Below are 14,566 nucleotides of genomic sequence, written 5' to 3'. Positions count from 1 at the left end.
ACCGGCATTGAGTCAGCAAACGGGTGCCAAAATCAACCGCAAGGCAGGGCTAGCGCCGCCAGCCGGCCGAGTCAGGATCCAGCCTCCGCTTTCGAGCTCGGCCGCAGCACGTCGGATCAGGGCGTGCTCGATGCCCAGACGGCGCGACAGCAGCGCCGTGGTCGTCCCCGTCTTCTCCTCTCCACCGTCGCCCTGTGCATCGAGCGCTCTCAGGGCTACCAGGACCAGTGCCGCCAGCGGATCGAGCTGGGGATGTTCGACCTGCAACGCCTGCCACTGGCGCTGCAGGTCGACCGGATCAGGGAGCTCAGGCAAGCCGCGTGCTCGCCTCGAGCTTGACGGCGATCGACTTGGAGGCCGGCGTGTGGCTGAAATCGCCCTTGTGATCGAGCGGGATCAGCGGATTGGTCTCCGGATAGTAGGCAGCGGCGCAGCCCTGGGGCGTGTCGTAGGCAACGATCTTGAAGCCATCGACGCGGCGGGTCACGCCATCGTCCGATTCACCGATCAGGTCGACCCACTGCCCTGCCTCGAAGCCCAGACGCGCGATGTCTTCCCGGTTGAGGAAGATCACCCGGCGTCCGCCCTCGATGCCGCGATAGCGATCGTCGTAGCCGTAGACGGTGGTGTTGTACTGATCGTGGGACCGCATCGTCTGCAGCGTGAGCCAACCCTCGCGCGAGGCGAGACGCTGGTGCATCACCACCGTCGGCAACGCGTCATCGGAAAACTCGGCCTTGCCGGTCGCGGTGCCGAATTCGAGTCGGGCCACCGGATTGGCGAGCCAGAACCCGCGCGGCGCGCGAACGCGGGAGTTGAAGTCCTCGAAACCGGGGATGACCGCGGCGATATGCTCGCGGATGACATCGTAATCCTCACGCATCGCCGCCCAGTCGACGGCCTCGCTACCCGCGCTCTCCTGAGCGGGACTTTTCTCGTCAAACAAGCGCTCCGCGATCCCGGTGAGGATAGCGATCTCGGAACGCAGCGCCTTGTCCGCCGGTTTGTTGATACCGGCGGAGCCGTGAACCATGCTCATCGAGTCTTCCACCGTGATCAGCTGCGGCTTGCCCGCCACTCCGTTGCGATCCATGCTGCGGTCGATCTCGCTGCGGCCGATGCAGGGCAGAATCAGCGCCTGCTCGCCGGTGACCAGGTGGCTGCGGTTGAGCTTGGTGCTGATGAACGCGGTCAGCCGGCAGTTGGCCATCGCCTTCTCGGTGACGACACTGTCGGAAATCGCGCGGGTGAAGTTGCCGGCCAGACCGATGAACACCTTGCCGGGTCGGTCGCGCATCGCCTCGACCGCCGCCACGGAATCGACCCCGTGCTCCCGCGGCATCGGTCGGCCGTACTTCGCCTCCAGCGCGTCGAGCAATGCATCCGAGGGTTGCTCGTAGATGCCCATGGTGCGGTCGCCCTGGACGTTGGAATGCCCGCGAACCGGCGAGGTGCCGGCGCCGGACTTGCCAAGGTTGCCGCGCAGCATCAGCAGATTGACGATCTCGCGTACCGTCGGCACGGAATGGACATGCTGGGTGATGCCCATCGCCCAGCAGGCGATGGTGGCGTTGGAGCGCGCGTAGAGCTCGGCGGCCTGCTCCATCTCCTCGCGGGTCAGGCCGGACTGGGCCTCCAGCGCGGCCCAGTCGGTCGCTTCGACGCGGACACGATAGGCCTCGAAATGAGCGGTATGGGCTGCCAGGAAGTCGTGATCGAGCACGTCCTCCCCGGCGGCATCGCGAGCGAACAGCGCCTTGGCCATGCCGCGCACCACGGCCATGTCGCCGCCCAGCTTGGGCCGGAAGTAGTGGCTGCTGATGCGGTGGCTGCCGTTGTGCAGCATCTCGAACGGCTTCTGCGGATCGGCGAACTTCTCGAGCCCCCGCTCCTTCAATGTGTTGAAGGTGACGATGGTCGCGCCCCGTTCGGCGGCCTCGCGCAGGACGCCGAGCATGCGTGGATGGTTGGTGCCCGGGTTCTGCCCGAACACGAAGATCGCCTCGGCCTGCTCGAAGTCCTCGAGACGTACACTGCCCTTGCCGGTGCCCAGCGCCGCATTGAGCGCCACGCCACTGGCTTCGTGACACATGTTGGAGCAGTCCGGCAGGTTGTTGGTGCCGTAAAGGCGCGCCAGCAGCTGGAACACGTAGGCGGACTCGTTGCCCGCCTTGCCGGAGGTGTAAAAGATGGCGTCGTCCGGCGTGGGCAGCGCCTTGAGCTCGGCGGCGATCAGCTCGAGCGCGTCGTCCCAGGCGATCGGCTCGTAGTGGTCGGTCTCGGCGTTGTAGCGCATCGGCTCCACCAGTCGCCCCTGGTCCTCGAGCCGATAGTCGTCCCAGGTCTTCAGTTCGCTGACGCTGTGTCTGGCGAAGAACTCGCGAGTCACACGCTTGGCCGTCGCTTCCCAGGTCACCGCCTTGACGCCGTTTTCGCAGAACTCGAACGAGGAGCCGTGCTCCGGATCGCCCCAGGCGCATCCCGGGCAGTCGAAGCCGTCCGGCTGGTTGAGCTTGAACAGCGAACGCGCATTGAGCGCCGGTGAGCGGCTGTGCAACAGATGCTTGCCGACCGACTTCAGCGCGCCCCAGCCGCCCGCCGGGTTGTGATAGTCGAAGATCTTCGCATCCGGCTGGATGACATCGGCGCCGGACGCGTTCTGGCTGGATTCTTGGCGGGGCTGGGACATGTTTCTCCTCCCGGGAAACGATCGGACGACGATCACGAATGCTTGCAGGCTCGGGGCGCGAGCGCAAATGGATCCGGTCGTCGATGGTAACGAGTTCGATCAGGAAAACGTCAGGAGCAGGCGTGTTCGGAGTTGGCCGAGCGCGTCTTCGGCTGGCGGCAATGCTTGCTGATCTCGTCTCGAACGATGCTGGCTTTCGACGCTGACCGGATCGACGATGCCGGCCGACAGGCGATAGGGCGACCTCCAGCGGAGCGCCGACGACACTCGTGCTTCGGAAGCTATCGAGTGTCGAGAAGACGATGAGGGCAACGTCGTGTCAGGGGGGCACAGCATAGCACGCAGCAGAACCGTTCGCATGCTCATCGATGTTCATCGACCGTCATCGATTCCGCCGAACCCGTGGCTCAGCCGTCGCCACGACTCAACAGTTCGAGCCGTTTGCCACGATGGCAGTTGATCAGCGTCAGGTTGCAGCTGCGCGCGACTTCGACCGCGAGACGGGAGGGATAGGAGAGCGTCGCCAAGGCAGGGATCTTCGCCCTGACGCTTTTCTGGACCAGCTCCAGGCTGCAGCGGCTGGAGGTCATCACCAGCGCCAGCAGGGTGCCGGCGATCAGGCTGGCGCCGATCACCTTGTCCAGGGCGTTATGCCGACCGATATCGCGGCCGACCGTGGCGACCGTGCCCGCCTCGGAAAGCCCCAGGGCCAGGTGCATGCCGGGAGCGGATTCGGTGCGCAGGGATTCGAGACCCGATGCGAGGGTATCGACTTCCGGCAACGCCGTGCCGGGCAGCCGGGTCAAGCCAAAGAGCAGCTGCGATTCCTCCTGCACGCCGCAGGCGCCGCAGCCGCTGGTCGACAGCGTCGCCCTCGCCTGGCTGCCGGCGCGCCGGGCGATCCGGTCGGCAACCCGCAAGCGAACCCGGAAGCCGTGGCGGCTGGTCTCGATCTCGATAGCGCCGACATCGGCGTAGCGATCGATCACGCCCTCGCTGAACGCGAACCCGACCGCCAGCGCTTCGAGCTGGTCCGGCGTCGCCAGCACGGTAGCGTAGGCGGTGTCGTTGAACACGATGGAGACGGGCGACTCCTGCGGCCCGGGAAGCGTATCGAGGGAGCAGGCGCTGGCGTCATCGAAGATCGCCAAGGAATCGGGATCAGGCAGAGGCGTTTGGGTGCGGGAAGACGATGTCATGCATGACTCCGTTCCATCGACGAGTGTCAGGGAGGAAGCACGGCTCCACTTTATCACGGAATCATGGGGTCACGGGGCGGTGCGCGAGGCGGGGAATGAATTGGACGAGGTCAGGCCAAATATTCATCAGGCGAGATATTCCGGCAAGGCGGAACGGCAAAACGCCCGATCCTCGGGACCGGGCGTTCGAACTCAGCTGGCAGCGTCCTGCACGGCTTCGCCACCGGCTTCGACGTCCTTGCCAGCGCCATCGACGGTGTTGCATCCCGCCAGGATACCGGCGCTGAACAGTGCGAACAGAGAGAAAGCAATCAGGCGTTTCATGGTGTCGTCCTCCTTAACGTTTTAGACGGATGAATTCTTGGCTCATCCGGGCCGTTTTGTTATCGGCCTGTCATCAAGGTAGCAGAAAGTCGTGAAAAACGCGCAACACGACTTGTCTAACTGTCGGATTTCGCATCCAAACTGCCGGCCTATCGCCGTTTCATGCACGGCAACGTGGGTCGCGCCGAGACGGCAAAGGGCCTAGGGTCTGTTGACGTTTCATGCACGGCCGCGCCGGAGCCAGTTTTTGTGCGGGGCAAGGCGTGAGGAGCGTAGTTTGGTCATTCCAAATGAACGACGAATAACGCAGCACCGTGCAAAAACTGGCCCGGCCCTTCGGGTTGCGCGCCAAATGGCGCCATGCGGCGTTGCGGGATTGGAAAAGGGAACCACCCTTCTCTGCATCCCGCGCCTGGCCTGGCGCCATTTGGCGCAGCAACGCGGTTCGCGCTGAAACGTCAACAGACCCTAGCGGGAAGCGTTCTGGATCTTCTCGCCGCCGCGTTCGATATCCTGGCCCAGCCCATGCATCGTATTGCAGGCACTCAGTGTCAGTAACAGGCAGCCAATGGCCAGCCATCCCCATCCAGCTTTCATCGTCCTATCCTCGTCACAGGGCCGCCTTTCGATAGCGCTTACTTCTATCACGGCGGCAACGCCGAAATCTTACCACCGTTCCCGCGGTCGCCGCGCAACTCGACGCCTTCATGGCAGCGACGTAAAGTGGCGCCTCGAGTCCTCTCTTTCGATCTTGTTCTTCGTCGCCTTCCAGCCGGAGCCGCCATGTCCCTTTTCACGCTCGACGCACGCCTGCAGCAGGATAGTGTCCACGTCATCGACCTGAGGTTGTGCCAGGTCCGCCTGAGCCGGGATGCGCGCTACCCCTGGGTCATTCTGGTCCCGCAGCGCGACGGTGTCGTCGAGATCTACGATCTGTCCCCCGACGATCAGGCGCGTCTGTGGCAGGAAGCCACTCGACTGGGCCAGGCGATGATGCACCACTATCGCGGCGACAAGCTGAACGTTGCCACGCTGGGCAATCTGGTGCCGCAGCTCCATCTGCATGTGATCGTACGTTTTCAGGGCGATGCCGCCTGGCCGGGCCCGGTCTGGGGTCAGGGAGAGGCCGAGACCTATGCCGACGACGCGCTCGAACGGCGCCGCGACGAAATCGTTCGACTGGCGAGCGAAGCCGGTCTCTCCAGCTGACGACTTGGCGAACCGACGAACCGACGAACCGACGAACCGACGAACCGACGAACCGACGAACCGACGAACCGACGAACCGACGAACCGACCATGAGTTTCACGCTTCGGCTCGAGACGATCCAGAATCAGCCGCGCCCCGATCCGAATGGCCCCGGGGCAGGTTCGGACTGCTGTGCCGTAGGTGCGCCCAGCATGGGCGGCGCGGCGGCCGGCCCTCGCTGCCACTGCGCCAGCGTCAGCGATAGCCCCAGCACGAGTATCAGCGCCCCGCCCGCCAGGCCGATCCAGGCCTGCCACTGACCGCCACCAGCCGCCGGCTTGAGATGACGCTTGACCCAATCCCGCGCCACGACGCTGAGCAGCGCCAGCACCGAGACGGTCAGCGCCGTTCCCGCCGACATCGCCAACACCGACACCACGCCCTTGCCGAACTGGTCCAGCAGCGCGGCCGCGCCCAGCAGCAGGACGGCGCCGCTACAGGGCCGAATCCCGATCGAGAGCACCGTCAGCAGGGCCACGCGCCAATCGCTCGCCTTGCGCGGGTCGACATGATGCTCGTGCCCGCAACTGCAGTGCGCTCCATGTGCATGGCGCTGCCCATGAATGCCCTCCTGCGCGAGCGAACCGGCGTGACGGGAACGCCATAGACGACGCAGCGAACGCACGCAGAGCCAGAACCCCAGCAGCGAGACGACGGCGAAGCTGACCAGCTCGGCCTGCTCGATGCTGCCCATGGCCTGTCGGGTCAGCCAGCCCAGACCGAAGACCAGCACGCCGATGATGGCGATCGCCATTACGCCCTGAAGCAAGGCCGCCAGCGCGGAAAGGCCCAGTGCACGGCGCCAGGCACCGCCCTGCGAGGCCAGATACGTGCTAAGCACCACCTTGCCATGGCCCGGCCCCGCCGCATGAAAGACGCCGTAGCCGAAGCTCACGCCGAGCAGCAAGCCCCAGGTCGTCGCGTTCGGCGTACGCTTGAGCGCGGTGACCGCCTCGACCAGAGCGTGGTAGAACTCGCCCTGCCAGTACACGATGCGTACCGCAGCCTGCTGCCACCAGCCCAGCGAATACCCCGCCACGCCGATGGCGGCCAGCAGTGCCAGCGGAATCAGCACTTTCAGCAACGCATTCAACCGGGGCACGTGATCTCTCCGGTCTCGGCAAAGAAGCGGCCGAGATTCGGCTCGCCGGTCTCGCTCTTGTCCAGCATCGCCGCTTCCATCACTTTCTGCGGATCCGGCGTTGCCTTGACGACGACCGAGGCGCACCCCTCGGGGGCGTTTTCCAGCGTCAGGGCGCCAGGCATCGGCCGGGAGCCATCCTCGTTGGCCTCGTGGACCATCTCGATGTAGTAGGTCGGATCGAAGATCCGATAGCGCAAGGTACGACCGCCCAACGGTTGCGGCGTCGCCAGCGGCAGCACGAAGTCGTAGATCAACCGCTCGTCGCGATAGTCGGTATTGGTATCGCTGACGTCTCCCTGAGCCAAGGCTTCGCCGCCGAGAGTGATCGTGGTCAGGTTGTGCTGGGTGGCGAGGTTGTTGCGGATCTCGGCGCCCAGCGCATCGAGACGCTCGGCCATGCTGGTGCCGTCGTCGACAGTCGCCATCTCTTCCATCACCACCTGACTGTAGAACGGGTCCATGCGCCAGCGCTGACGCAGCGCGGTCAGGTTTCCCTCGTCATCGAAGATCCCCTCGATGCTCATGTCGACCCAGCCGTGCGGGTGGGCCAATGCCGCCGAAGGCTCTCCCAGACACAGGGCGATCCCCAGGCCCAGCCAGCCATAGCGACAACGAGACAACACTCTCTTCAAGGCAGCAATCCCAACCGATTCTGAACGTCGATGAACAGCGGATCGAGCTCCAGCGCATCCAGTGGCTGGCCGCCGCGCCGGCCGCTCAGGGTGAGGAAGGTATCGCCGTTCTGGATGACCAGCCCCGGCGGACGTTCGCCGCCACTGGAGACCTGGGCGTGGATCTCGTAACCGGAGCGAGACGCCAGCACGGCATCGATCTGGCCCAGGTCGCCATCGGCGTGACGGATCACGAACCCGCGCTCGGCCAGCATCGCGAGCGTTGCCTTGAGCGTGGCTTCTGCCGTCGCCTCGACGGCGATACTCCGTGGCTGCGGTTGCGGCGCGACGGCACAGCCAGCCAGCGAAAGCATGCCGATCAGCAGCCCCAGACAGGCGACTCGCCAAGGTCGGGAATGGGATGCCGTACGCCGCCTAAGCGCGGGCATCTTGCGATGATTCATGGCGTTGCCTCCCCAGCGGTCCTGTTCAGGCGGGTATCGATCTCCTGTCGCAACTGCTGGCAGAACGAGGGCTGGTTGTAGCTGCGTGCATCGATCAGATAGCCGTTGTAATCGACCATCACCGAATCACGGTCGACCAGGGTCGTCTGCTCCGGTGTCACCACCGAAACGCGCTCGATCTGGACCGGGTCGGTGTTGTAGCCTCCGCCGAAGTTCTGGAACACACCCAGCGAGTAGCCATTCCTCCCTCCCAAGCCGAAGCCGCCCCAGAAGCCGGTACGGCCGAACGGACTCTCCACCGCGCCGAGGCCCGGTTGTGCGGTCTTGCGCTCGGCGCTGACCAGACCCAGCGTGGCATCGGTATCGAGAATGGTATAGCCCTGGCTCTCGAGCGCCTCGCGCGTGGCCCGCAGCCGCTCCAGCGGATCGGCACTGCCGGCCGGCCAGCGGCAGGCAGCCGGTAACGCATTGCCGCCGGCTGCCGAGGTGGGCGCCGGTGCCGACAGCGTCTGGCAACCGCTCAGCAATCCGAGCCCGATAAAGAGAGCCATCCAGCGCCCAATCCGACATCGTCGATCGTTCATGACAGCCTCCTCGCGGGGGATTGCGAACAGCGTTCAGCATGCCAGTTAGCCATGGGCGTTACCACGCTCAGATCATCACCAGCACACCTCCCAGGGCATAAAGCATCAATATGATCGCGCTCTCGAAGCCGATCCCGCCCCAGTTCTGTTCCTCACGGCGAATCAGGCCCAGCATCATCACACCGGTCATCACGATGGTAATCGCGATCCATAGCAGTACTTGATTAGAAACGACGTGGTAGATCGAGCCGTCGCGGTAAGCGATATCCGACGCCGCGACAAACAGCGTATCGAAGGCATTGCCACCGATGATGCCGCTAACCGCCAGAGTCAACGCGCCACGCCGCACCGCCGCGATCGAGGTCACCAGTTCGGGCAGCGAAGTCACCACAGCGGTCAGCAACGCCCCGACCGCTGTGGCCGAAAGCCCCGTCTCGTCGCCAATCACGGTCGCCGCACGCTCGAGCACCAGACCGGTCACGGCCAGCACGGCCGCCAGCAGCACGAAACGCAGCCACAAGCCGGATAGCGACTCCTGCGAGGAAGACGCTGGCGGCTCATCGGCAAAGGTCTCCTTCGTCTGCGTCGGTGACCACATCGGATGTTGCTGGGCACTACGAACCTTGGCCAGTCCGTAGAGATAACCGGCGAACAGCAAAGGTGTAACTGGATGCACACCGAAGAAGGTCACCGGAGGGGTATAAACGCCGACTAACAGCAGGGCCAGCAGACAGACCAGCAAGCCGCTCTGCATCAGGTTGCCGATCGAGGGCGCGGCGTGTTCGAGATTGGCGCGGCGATAGGTCAGGTCGGCCAGGGCCAGAAACGCCGTCTGCACCGCGATACCGCCCAGCCCATTGCTCATCGCCAGTTCCGGCTGGCCCTGCCAGGCAGAGGAGACCGACACGACGATACCGGGCAGCGACGTCGTCGCGCCCAGCAGGATCGCGCCGGCAATCGCTTCGCCAAGGCCGGTGCGGTCGGCCAGGCGGTCGGCTACGCCCGCCAGATAGGTGCCGGCGGTGCCGATGATCAATGCACAGGCGATGAAGATCCCTATCGCCAGCGGTAAAGACAGGGTGAGGAAGTCGAGGGGCACGGCTATTCCTTTAGCGGGGCACGGTATGAAAAGGCAACTGACGACCAACAGCAGCCGCCCCATCCAACGCTAGTCGTTCACGCCTCAACCGGCTAGCGATGGCTCAGCTGTGACGAATACGTCCTTGCGCTTTATGGGTACCTCCTCATGCCGATCTACTGCTGTCGCGCAGTTTTTTGTGAGATTCACCCGAGCGTTTCATTCTTCGATTCGGCTATCCTCGTTTAAGGACGACTTTCTCGCTGTCATAGGCGAAGAATGTTATTTGCTATTTGCCATGGTCATAGAGGATTCCATGAACATCGTCATCGCCCCCGACAGCTTCAAGGATGCGCTCTCCGCCCGCGACGCCGCCGCCGCCATTGCCGCCGGCCTGAAGCGGGAGCTGCCCGATGCCACCTTGCATGAGTGCCCGATGGGCGATGGCGGTGAAGGCACGCTGGATGCGCTGCTGGCGGCCACCGGTGCCGAGCGGCGCACGGCGAACGTGCAGGACGCGCTGGGGCGCGAGGCCACCGCAGCCTGGGGCTGGCACCAGGCCACTCTCACCGCGTTCGTCGAACTGGCCGAAGCCAGCGGCCTGCAGCAGCTCGAACGCGAGGAGCGCACCGCGCTCCACAGCACCACCTTCGGCGTCGGCCAACTGATCGAGGCGGCGCTGGATGCCGGTGCCCGCTCGCTGGTACTGACGTTGGGCGGCAGTGCCACCAACGATGCCGGCGCCGGCATGCTGGCGGCCCTTGGTGCCCGCCTGCTCGACAGCGAAGACCGGCCCCTCCCGCCGGGCGGCGCCGCGCTGGCCGACCTGGCGACGCTCGATCTCGACGGGCTCGACCCTCGCCTGGCCTCGCTGGAGGTGAGGACCGCCGTCGACGTCGACAACCCGCTGCTCGGTCCGCGGGGTGCCAGCGCCATCTTCGGCCCGCAGAAAGGCGCCACCAGCGCCGACGTCGAACGGCTCGACCGCGCGCTTTCCCACTTCGCCGATCACGCGGCGCACGCCCTGGGGGAGGATTTCCGCGAACTGCCGGGTGCCGGTGCCGCTGGCGGGATGGGCTTCGCCGCGCGGGCCTTCCTGGGTGCCACGCTGCGCCCCGGCATCGAGCTGGTCATGGAGCAGGTCAAATTCGACGAATTGCTCGCCGATGCCGACTGGGTGATCACCGGCGAAGGCCAGCTGGACGGCCAGAGCCTGTCGGGCAAGACACCGATCGGCATCGCTCGCCGTGCCGAACGCTTCGGCGTTCCCACCGTCGCGCTGGTCGGGCGCCTGGGAGACCAGTGGCAGGCCGCCTTCGATCACGGCATCACGGCCGCGTTTGCCCTGGCGGACGGCCCGATCACACTGGACGAGGCGCTGTCACGCTGCGGCGAACTGCTGAGCGATCGCGCGCGGACACTGGCCCGGCTCTGGCAGGTCGCTCCTCGCTAGGGGTGCGACATTTCGCTCGCCCCAACCCCTTGCTTTCCTCTCGTGCTGCCCTGATATCTTCAAGACAGCGCAGCACGTCACAACATGATAGAACGACACTATCCGTCCTATACCGACGCTTGAGTGGGCCTCGACGCAGCGCCCGGCTAGACTGACTATCAGCACCTTCAAGGAGAGATCTCATGTCCGATACCAATGCCATTGGTCTACACGCTTCCAGTGCGTCCCAGCTTGCGGAAAAGCTCAACGCCCTGCTGGCCAACTATCAGGTGTTCTACATGAACACTCGCGGCTATCACTGGAACGTCAAGGGTGAGCAGTTCTTCGAGCTCCATGCCAAATTCGAAGAGATCTACACCGACCTGCTGACCAAGGTCGACGAAGTGGCCGAGCGCATCCTGACGCTGGGTTACCAGCCGCTGCACGCCTACAGTGACTACGCCAAGATTTCCCAGATTCAGGAAGACAAGCAGGTTTCCGACGGCAAGCAGTGCGTTCAGGGCCTGGTGAAAGGCTTTCAGGTTCTGATCGAGCTCCAGCGCGAGCTGCTCTCCCAGGCCAGCGATGCCGACGATGAAGGCACCGCCTCTCTGGCCAGCGATTACATTCGCGAGCAGGAAAAGACCGTGTGGATGCTCAACGCCTATCTGGGCTGAGTATTCAGCGTAACCTATTGGAAAACAGGGCGAAGCCTGCCGACAGAAAAGCCGCCTGCGGGCGGCTTTTCTGTCTCTAATTCTTGTACCCCTCGACATTTAAGTAAACTTTAGTACACCATTGTAACGCGGCATTAACCCACCAGCGCATGGGCCTTTATTGTCTGCCCGCAGGCTCGCGCGTGATTTCGCACGTCTTGGAGTCATCCAGCATGTCGGTCGATTTTGATTATCCCTCCGTCACCCTCGACACACAGAGCCAACAACTGGATGCGCTGTGGAAAGCCATTAACCGCTCCCAGGCCATCATCGAGTTCGATCTGCAGGGAAGGGTCGTCAGCGCCAACGCCAACTTCCTCGATCTGATGGGTTATACGCTCGACGAGATCGTCGGACAGCACCACCGCATCTTCTGCGACCCCGCCGAGATATCCACGCCGGAGTACCGCACGTTCTGGCAGCAGCTCGCCCAGGGTGAGCTGATGGCAGGCGAATACCGCCGCCTGACCCAGAGCGGCAAGGAGGTCTGGCTCCAGGCCACCTACAATCCGGTTCACGATGCGGACGGCAAGCCGTATCGGGTCATCAAGATGGCGACGGACATCTCCGCGGAGAAGCATCTGGCGGCCGAGTACGAAGGCAAGGTCAACGCCATGGATCGCGCCCTGGCAGTGATCGAGTTCGATCTCAAGGGCAATATCCTGTCCGCCAATCGCAACTTCCTCGATACCATGGGCTACCAGGCCGACGACATCATCGGCCATCATCACCGCATGTTCTGCGAACCAGATTATGTCACCAGTCGCGAATACCGCGACTTCTGGCAGTCACTGGGGCGCGGCGAATTCTTCAGCGGGCGTTTCATGCGGTTCGGCAACCATGGCCGCCGCGTCTGGATCCAGGCTACCTACAATCCGATCTTCAATGCCGATGGCGCCCCTTACAAGGTGGTCAAGTTCGCCACCGACATTACCGATCAGGTCGAGCTGGAAGAGCATATCCAGACATTGACCGAGGCAATGAGCGTTTCGCTGCAACAGCTCAACGCCTCCATCGCCTCGATCGCCGAGAACACGCAGCTGACGCGAGAACTGGCGCGCGCCACACAGCAGGAAGCCGAACACGGCACCCGCTCGCTGGACGACTCCCGCACCGCGATGACCGCTATCCAGAAATCCTCGGAAGACATCAACGACATCGTCCAGGTCATCGGCGAAATCGCCTCGCAGACCAATCTGCTGGCCTTCAACGCGGCGATCGAAGCGGTTCGTGCCGGCGAACACGGCCTCGGGTTCTCCGTGGTGGCCGACGAAGTGCGCAAGCTGGCCGAGAAATCCGCCGATGCCACCCGCCAGATCAACCGCCTGCTGGGGGAATCTCTCAAGCGTATCGAGAGTGGCAATACCGTCTCCCAGCGCGCCGCCGACTCCTTCGGACGCATCGTCGACGGCGTCGGGCAGACCACCGCCTCGGTCGAGAAGATCGCCAGCTCGGCAGGCGAACAGCTGGAAACCGCCAAACATGTCGACGAACTGATCCGCGACCTGGCCCAAGCCACCCAGCGCGGAGCGGGTAACGACAAGACATCATGACCCAACGCGTACTGGGAATACTGCGCCTCAACGACAGTGACATCGCGCTGGATGCCGCGCACCTGATCGAGGTGGTACGTCTCGAGACGCCTCTTTCTCCCCGCCCGCTGGCGCCACGCTGGTCGCTGGGTACGTTGCTGTGGCGGGGCTCGCCGGTGCCGGCGATCGACCTGGGCAGGCTGCTCGAACTGGACCCGAGCACGGGCCCGCGGGAAGCCGGCGAGCTCATGGCGATCATCGAATATCGCGGCGGCCGCTTCGGGATGCGGATTTCGCACATCAGGGACCTGGTGAGCGTCGATCCCGAGCAGCTCCATACGCTAAAGAACGCGGCGGGCGATGCCGACGCCCTGACGCCGCAGTTGCTCGAGCATCCCGACTTCGACAGCGCCATCTACGTGCTCGACCTCGAAGCGCTGTTCGCCCTCGAGGGCATGGTCTCGGTACACGTCGAAGCCGACCGGCAGAGGACGAATGCCGCCACCGTGAAGGAGAACACCCACAGCGACCGGCGCTGGCTCGTCGTCGATTGTGACGACACGCGACTGGCGCTGGATGTGGGCGCGGTACGGGAAGTCGCCACCTGCGGCCCCATCGACTCCCCCATGATCGATCTGCCGGCCTATCTCGGCAATGTCACCCTGCGTGGCGCCACCCTGCCGCTGTTCGATCCCCGAGCGCTGATCGGCCAGCCGGCCCGCCAGACACCACCATCTCATCTCGCCGTTCTCGATAGCGATCACGGTCGTGTCGCCCTCGCCGTCGATCGCGTCGCGACGCTGACGGGCAGCGACCAGCCGGCGCCTCTACCGGTCTCCCCGAGTGCGGGCTACGCCCCCGCCGTCAGCGCACTGGTGCCCGCCGCGGACGAGGGCAAGGACGCCCTGGCGATCGATCACCACGAGCTGTTCGGCAACCTCAACGTCAACGCGCTGGCGCGTCTCCATACCCGGCTCGATACGGAGGCCAGGCAAGCGCGGGAACAGCGCGAGTGGCAGCGATTCGCCTTCGTCCATTTCCGCTGCGGCGGCGATTACGTCACGACGCTCGACCAGCTCGAAGCCGTCGACTCGGCACCGACGGACTATCAGAAGAGTTCGCATCCGGCCGGCCCCTTTCTCGGCGCCTGGCGTCGACAGGATCGCAGCGTCTCGCTGGTGGATCTGCGCGCGCTGCTGGGAATCGACTCCTCCCATCCCGCGAATCACGTCCTGGTCGTCGAGACGGGTGACGGTCTCGTCGGGTTCCTCGTCGACTACCTCCGCAGAATCGAGTACGTCGAAGCGCCCAGGGAGAGCTTTACCATTCGCTGGCGCGGCGATGCCATCGACGGCGCGTCGCCCGAGCCCTCCCCCGTCAAGGCGGCCAAACGGCTGATCTCGGTCGGCGAAGGCGACAAGCGTCAGGTGATGGCGCTTTTATGTCTGCAGACCCTGGCCAAGCGGCTCAGCGAGGCTGGCTCGACCGCCTGAGGCGAATGCTGAGACGAACGGAACGCCGCGGATGCGTTGCCGAATCCCATC

15 protein-coding genes are annotated in these 14,566 nt (G+C 64.4%); 5 read left to right on the top strand and 10 right to left on the bottom strand.

Annotated features, from left to right (window positions below; translation table 11 throughout):
- Nucleotides 1–12: 12 nt before the first annotated feature.
- From ACWHY3_RS02285 to ACWHY3_RS02265, 5 genes are all read right to left on the bottom strand, one after another.
- Nucleotides 13–315 carry a hypothetical protein gene (locus ACWHY3_RS02285; protein WP_087719131.1) on the bottom strand — a complete coding sequence of 101 codons (303 nt, stop codon included), beginning with the start codon at nt 313–315 and terminating at the stop codon, nt 13–15.
- Nucleotides 308–2,689 (bottom strand): FdhF/YdeP family oxidoreductase, encoded by a 2,382-nt coding sequence (locus ACWHY3_RS02280; RefSeq protein WP_448127483.1) that lies wholly within the window; start codon nt 2,687–2,689, stop codon nt 308–310. The genes ACWHY3_RS02285 and ACWHY3_RS02280 overlap by 8 nt, the downstream gene beginning before the upstream one ends.
- A gap of 407 nt (nt 2,690–3,096) precedes the next feature.
- Nucleotides 3,097–3,888 (bottom strand): formate dehydrogenase accessory sulfurtransferase FdhD, encoded by a 792-nt coding sequence (locus ACWHY3_RS02275; protein ID WP_087719133.1) that lies wholly within the window; start codon nt 3,886–3,888, stop codon nt 3,097–3,099.
- Between the two features lie 192 nt (nt 3,889–4,080).
- The gene (locus ACWHY3_RS02270; RefSeq protein ID WP_071232719.1) at nt 4,081–4,212 is read right to left on the bottom strand and encodes an entericidin A/B family lipoprotein; all 132 of its coding nucleotides are present in this window, start codon (nt 4,210–4,212) and stop codon (nt 4,081–4,083) included.
- A 468-nt stretch (nt 4,213–4,680) separates the two neighbouring features.
- Nucleotides 4,681–4,809, bottom strand: a complete 129-nt coding sequence (locus ACWHY3_RS02265; RefSeq protein ID WP_083387449.1) for an entericidin A/B family lipoprotein — start codon at nt 4,807–4,809, stop codon at nt 4,681–4,683.
- 186 nt (nt 4,810–4,995) lie between these two features.
- On the opposite strand from ACWHY3_RS02265, the gene ACWHY3_RS02260 reads away from it, so the two are divergent.
- Complete coding sequence (locus ACWHY3_RS02260) at nt 4,996–5,421, top strand: HIT domain-containing protein (RefSeq protein ID WP_303854107.1); 426 nt, start codon at nt 4,996–4,998, stop codon at nt 5,419–5,421.
- Nucleotides 5,422–5,546: 125 nt separating this feature from the next.
- On the opposite strand, the gene ACWHY3_RS02255 is transcribed toward ACWHY3_RS02260, so the two are convergent.
- From ACWHY3_RS02255 to ACWHY3_RS02235, 5 genes are all read right to left on the bottom strand, one after another.
- Nucleotides 5,547–6,563 carry a nickel/cobalt transporter gene (locus ACWHY3_RS02255; RefSeq protein ID WP_448127482.1) on the bottom strand — a complete coding sequence of 339 codons (1,017 nt, stop codon included), beginning with the start codon at nt 6,561–6,563 and terminating at the stop codon, nt 5,547–5,549.
- Nucleotides 6,551–7,228, bottom strand: coding sequence for a DUF1007 family protein (locus tag ACWHY3_RS02250; protein WP_448128130.1), 678 nt, complete (start codon nt 7,226–7,228; stop codon nt 6,551–6,553). The genes ACWHY3_RS02255 and ACWHY3_RS02250 overlap by 13 nt, the downstream gene beginning before the upstream one ends.
- Nucleotides 7,229–7,233: 5 nt before the next feature.
- Entirely contained in the window at nt 7,234–7,680 is a 447-nt protein-coding gene (locus ACWHY3_RS02245; RefSeq protein ID WP_332779092.1) for a hypothetical protein, read from the bottom strand.
- A complete protein-coding gene (locus ACWHY3_RS02240) occupies nt 7,677–8,264 on the bottom strand; it encodes a hypothetical protein (protein WP_448127481.1) in 588 nt (195 codons plus the stop codon). The genes ACWHY3_RS02245 and ACWHY3_RS02240 overlap by 4 nt, the downstream gene beginning before the upstream one ends.
- A gap of 67 nt (nt 8,265–8,331) precedes the next feature.
- Nucleotides 8,332–9,363 carry a sodium:calcium antiporter gene (locus tag ACWHY3_RS02235; protein ID WP_256961221.1) on the bottom strand — a complete coding sequence of 344 codons (1,032 nt, stop codon included), beginning with the start codon at nt 9,361–9,363 and terminating at the stop codon, nt 8,332–8,334.
- 295 nt (nt 9,364–9,658) lie between these two features.
- Here ACWHY3_RS02235 and ACWHY3_RS02230 point away from each other — a divergent pair, with 295 nt between their 5' ends.
- The 4 genes from ACWHY3_RS02230 to ACWHY3_RS02215 all read left to right on the top strand — a co-directional run bounded on the left by ACWHY3_RS02230 (nt 9,659) and on the right by ACWHY3_RS02215 (nt 14,515).
- Nucleotides 9,659–10,795 carry a glycerate kinase gene (locus tag ACWHY3_RS02230; RefSeq protein ID WP_448127480.1) on the top strand — a complete coding sequence of 379 codons (1,137 nt, stop codon included), beginning with the start codon at nt 9,659–9,661 and terminating at the stop codon, nt 10,793–10,795.
- Between the two features lie 182 nt (nt 10,796–10,977).
- The gene (locus ACWHY3_RS02225; protein ID WP_087719139.1) at nt 10,978–11,451 is read left to right on the top strand and encodes a Dps family protein; all 474 of its coding nucleotides are present in this window, start codon (nt 10,978–10,980) and stop codon (nt 11,449–11,451) included.
- A 212-nt stretch (nt 11,452–11,663) separates the two neighbouring features.
- On the top strand, nt 11,664–13,043 hold the full coding sequence (locus tag ACWHY3_RS02220) for a methyl-accepting chemotaxis protein (protein WP_332779096.1): 1,380 nt from the start codon (nt 11,664–11,666) through the stop codon (nt 13,041–13,043).
- Entirely contained in the window at nt 13,040–14,515 is a 1,476-nt protein-coding gene (locus ACWHY3_RS02215; RefSeq protein WP_448127479.1) for a chemotaxis protein CheW, read from the top strand. The genes ACWHY3_RS02220 and ACWHY3_RS02215 overlap by 4 nt, the downstream gene beginning before the upstream one ends.
- Nucleotides 14,516–14,566 lie beyond the last annotated feature (51 nt).

This window comes from Salinicola sp. NYA28a, assembly GCF_976982775.1.
The sequence above is the reverse complement of the archived record's forward strand: the minus strand, read 5'-3'. Positions and strand labels throughout refer to the sequence as shown.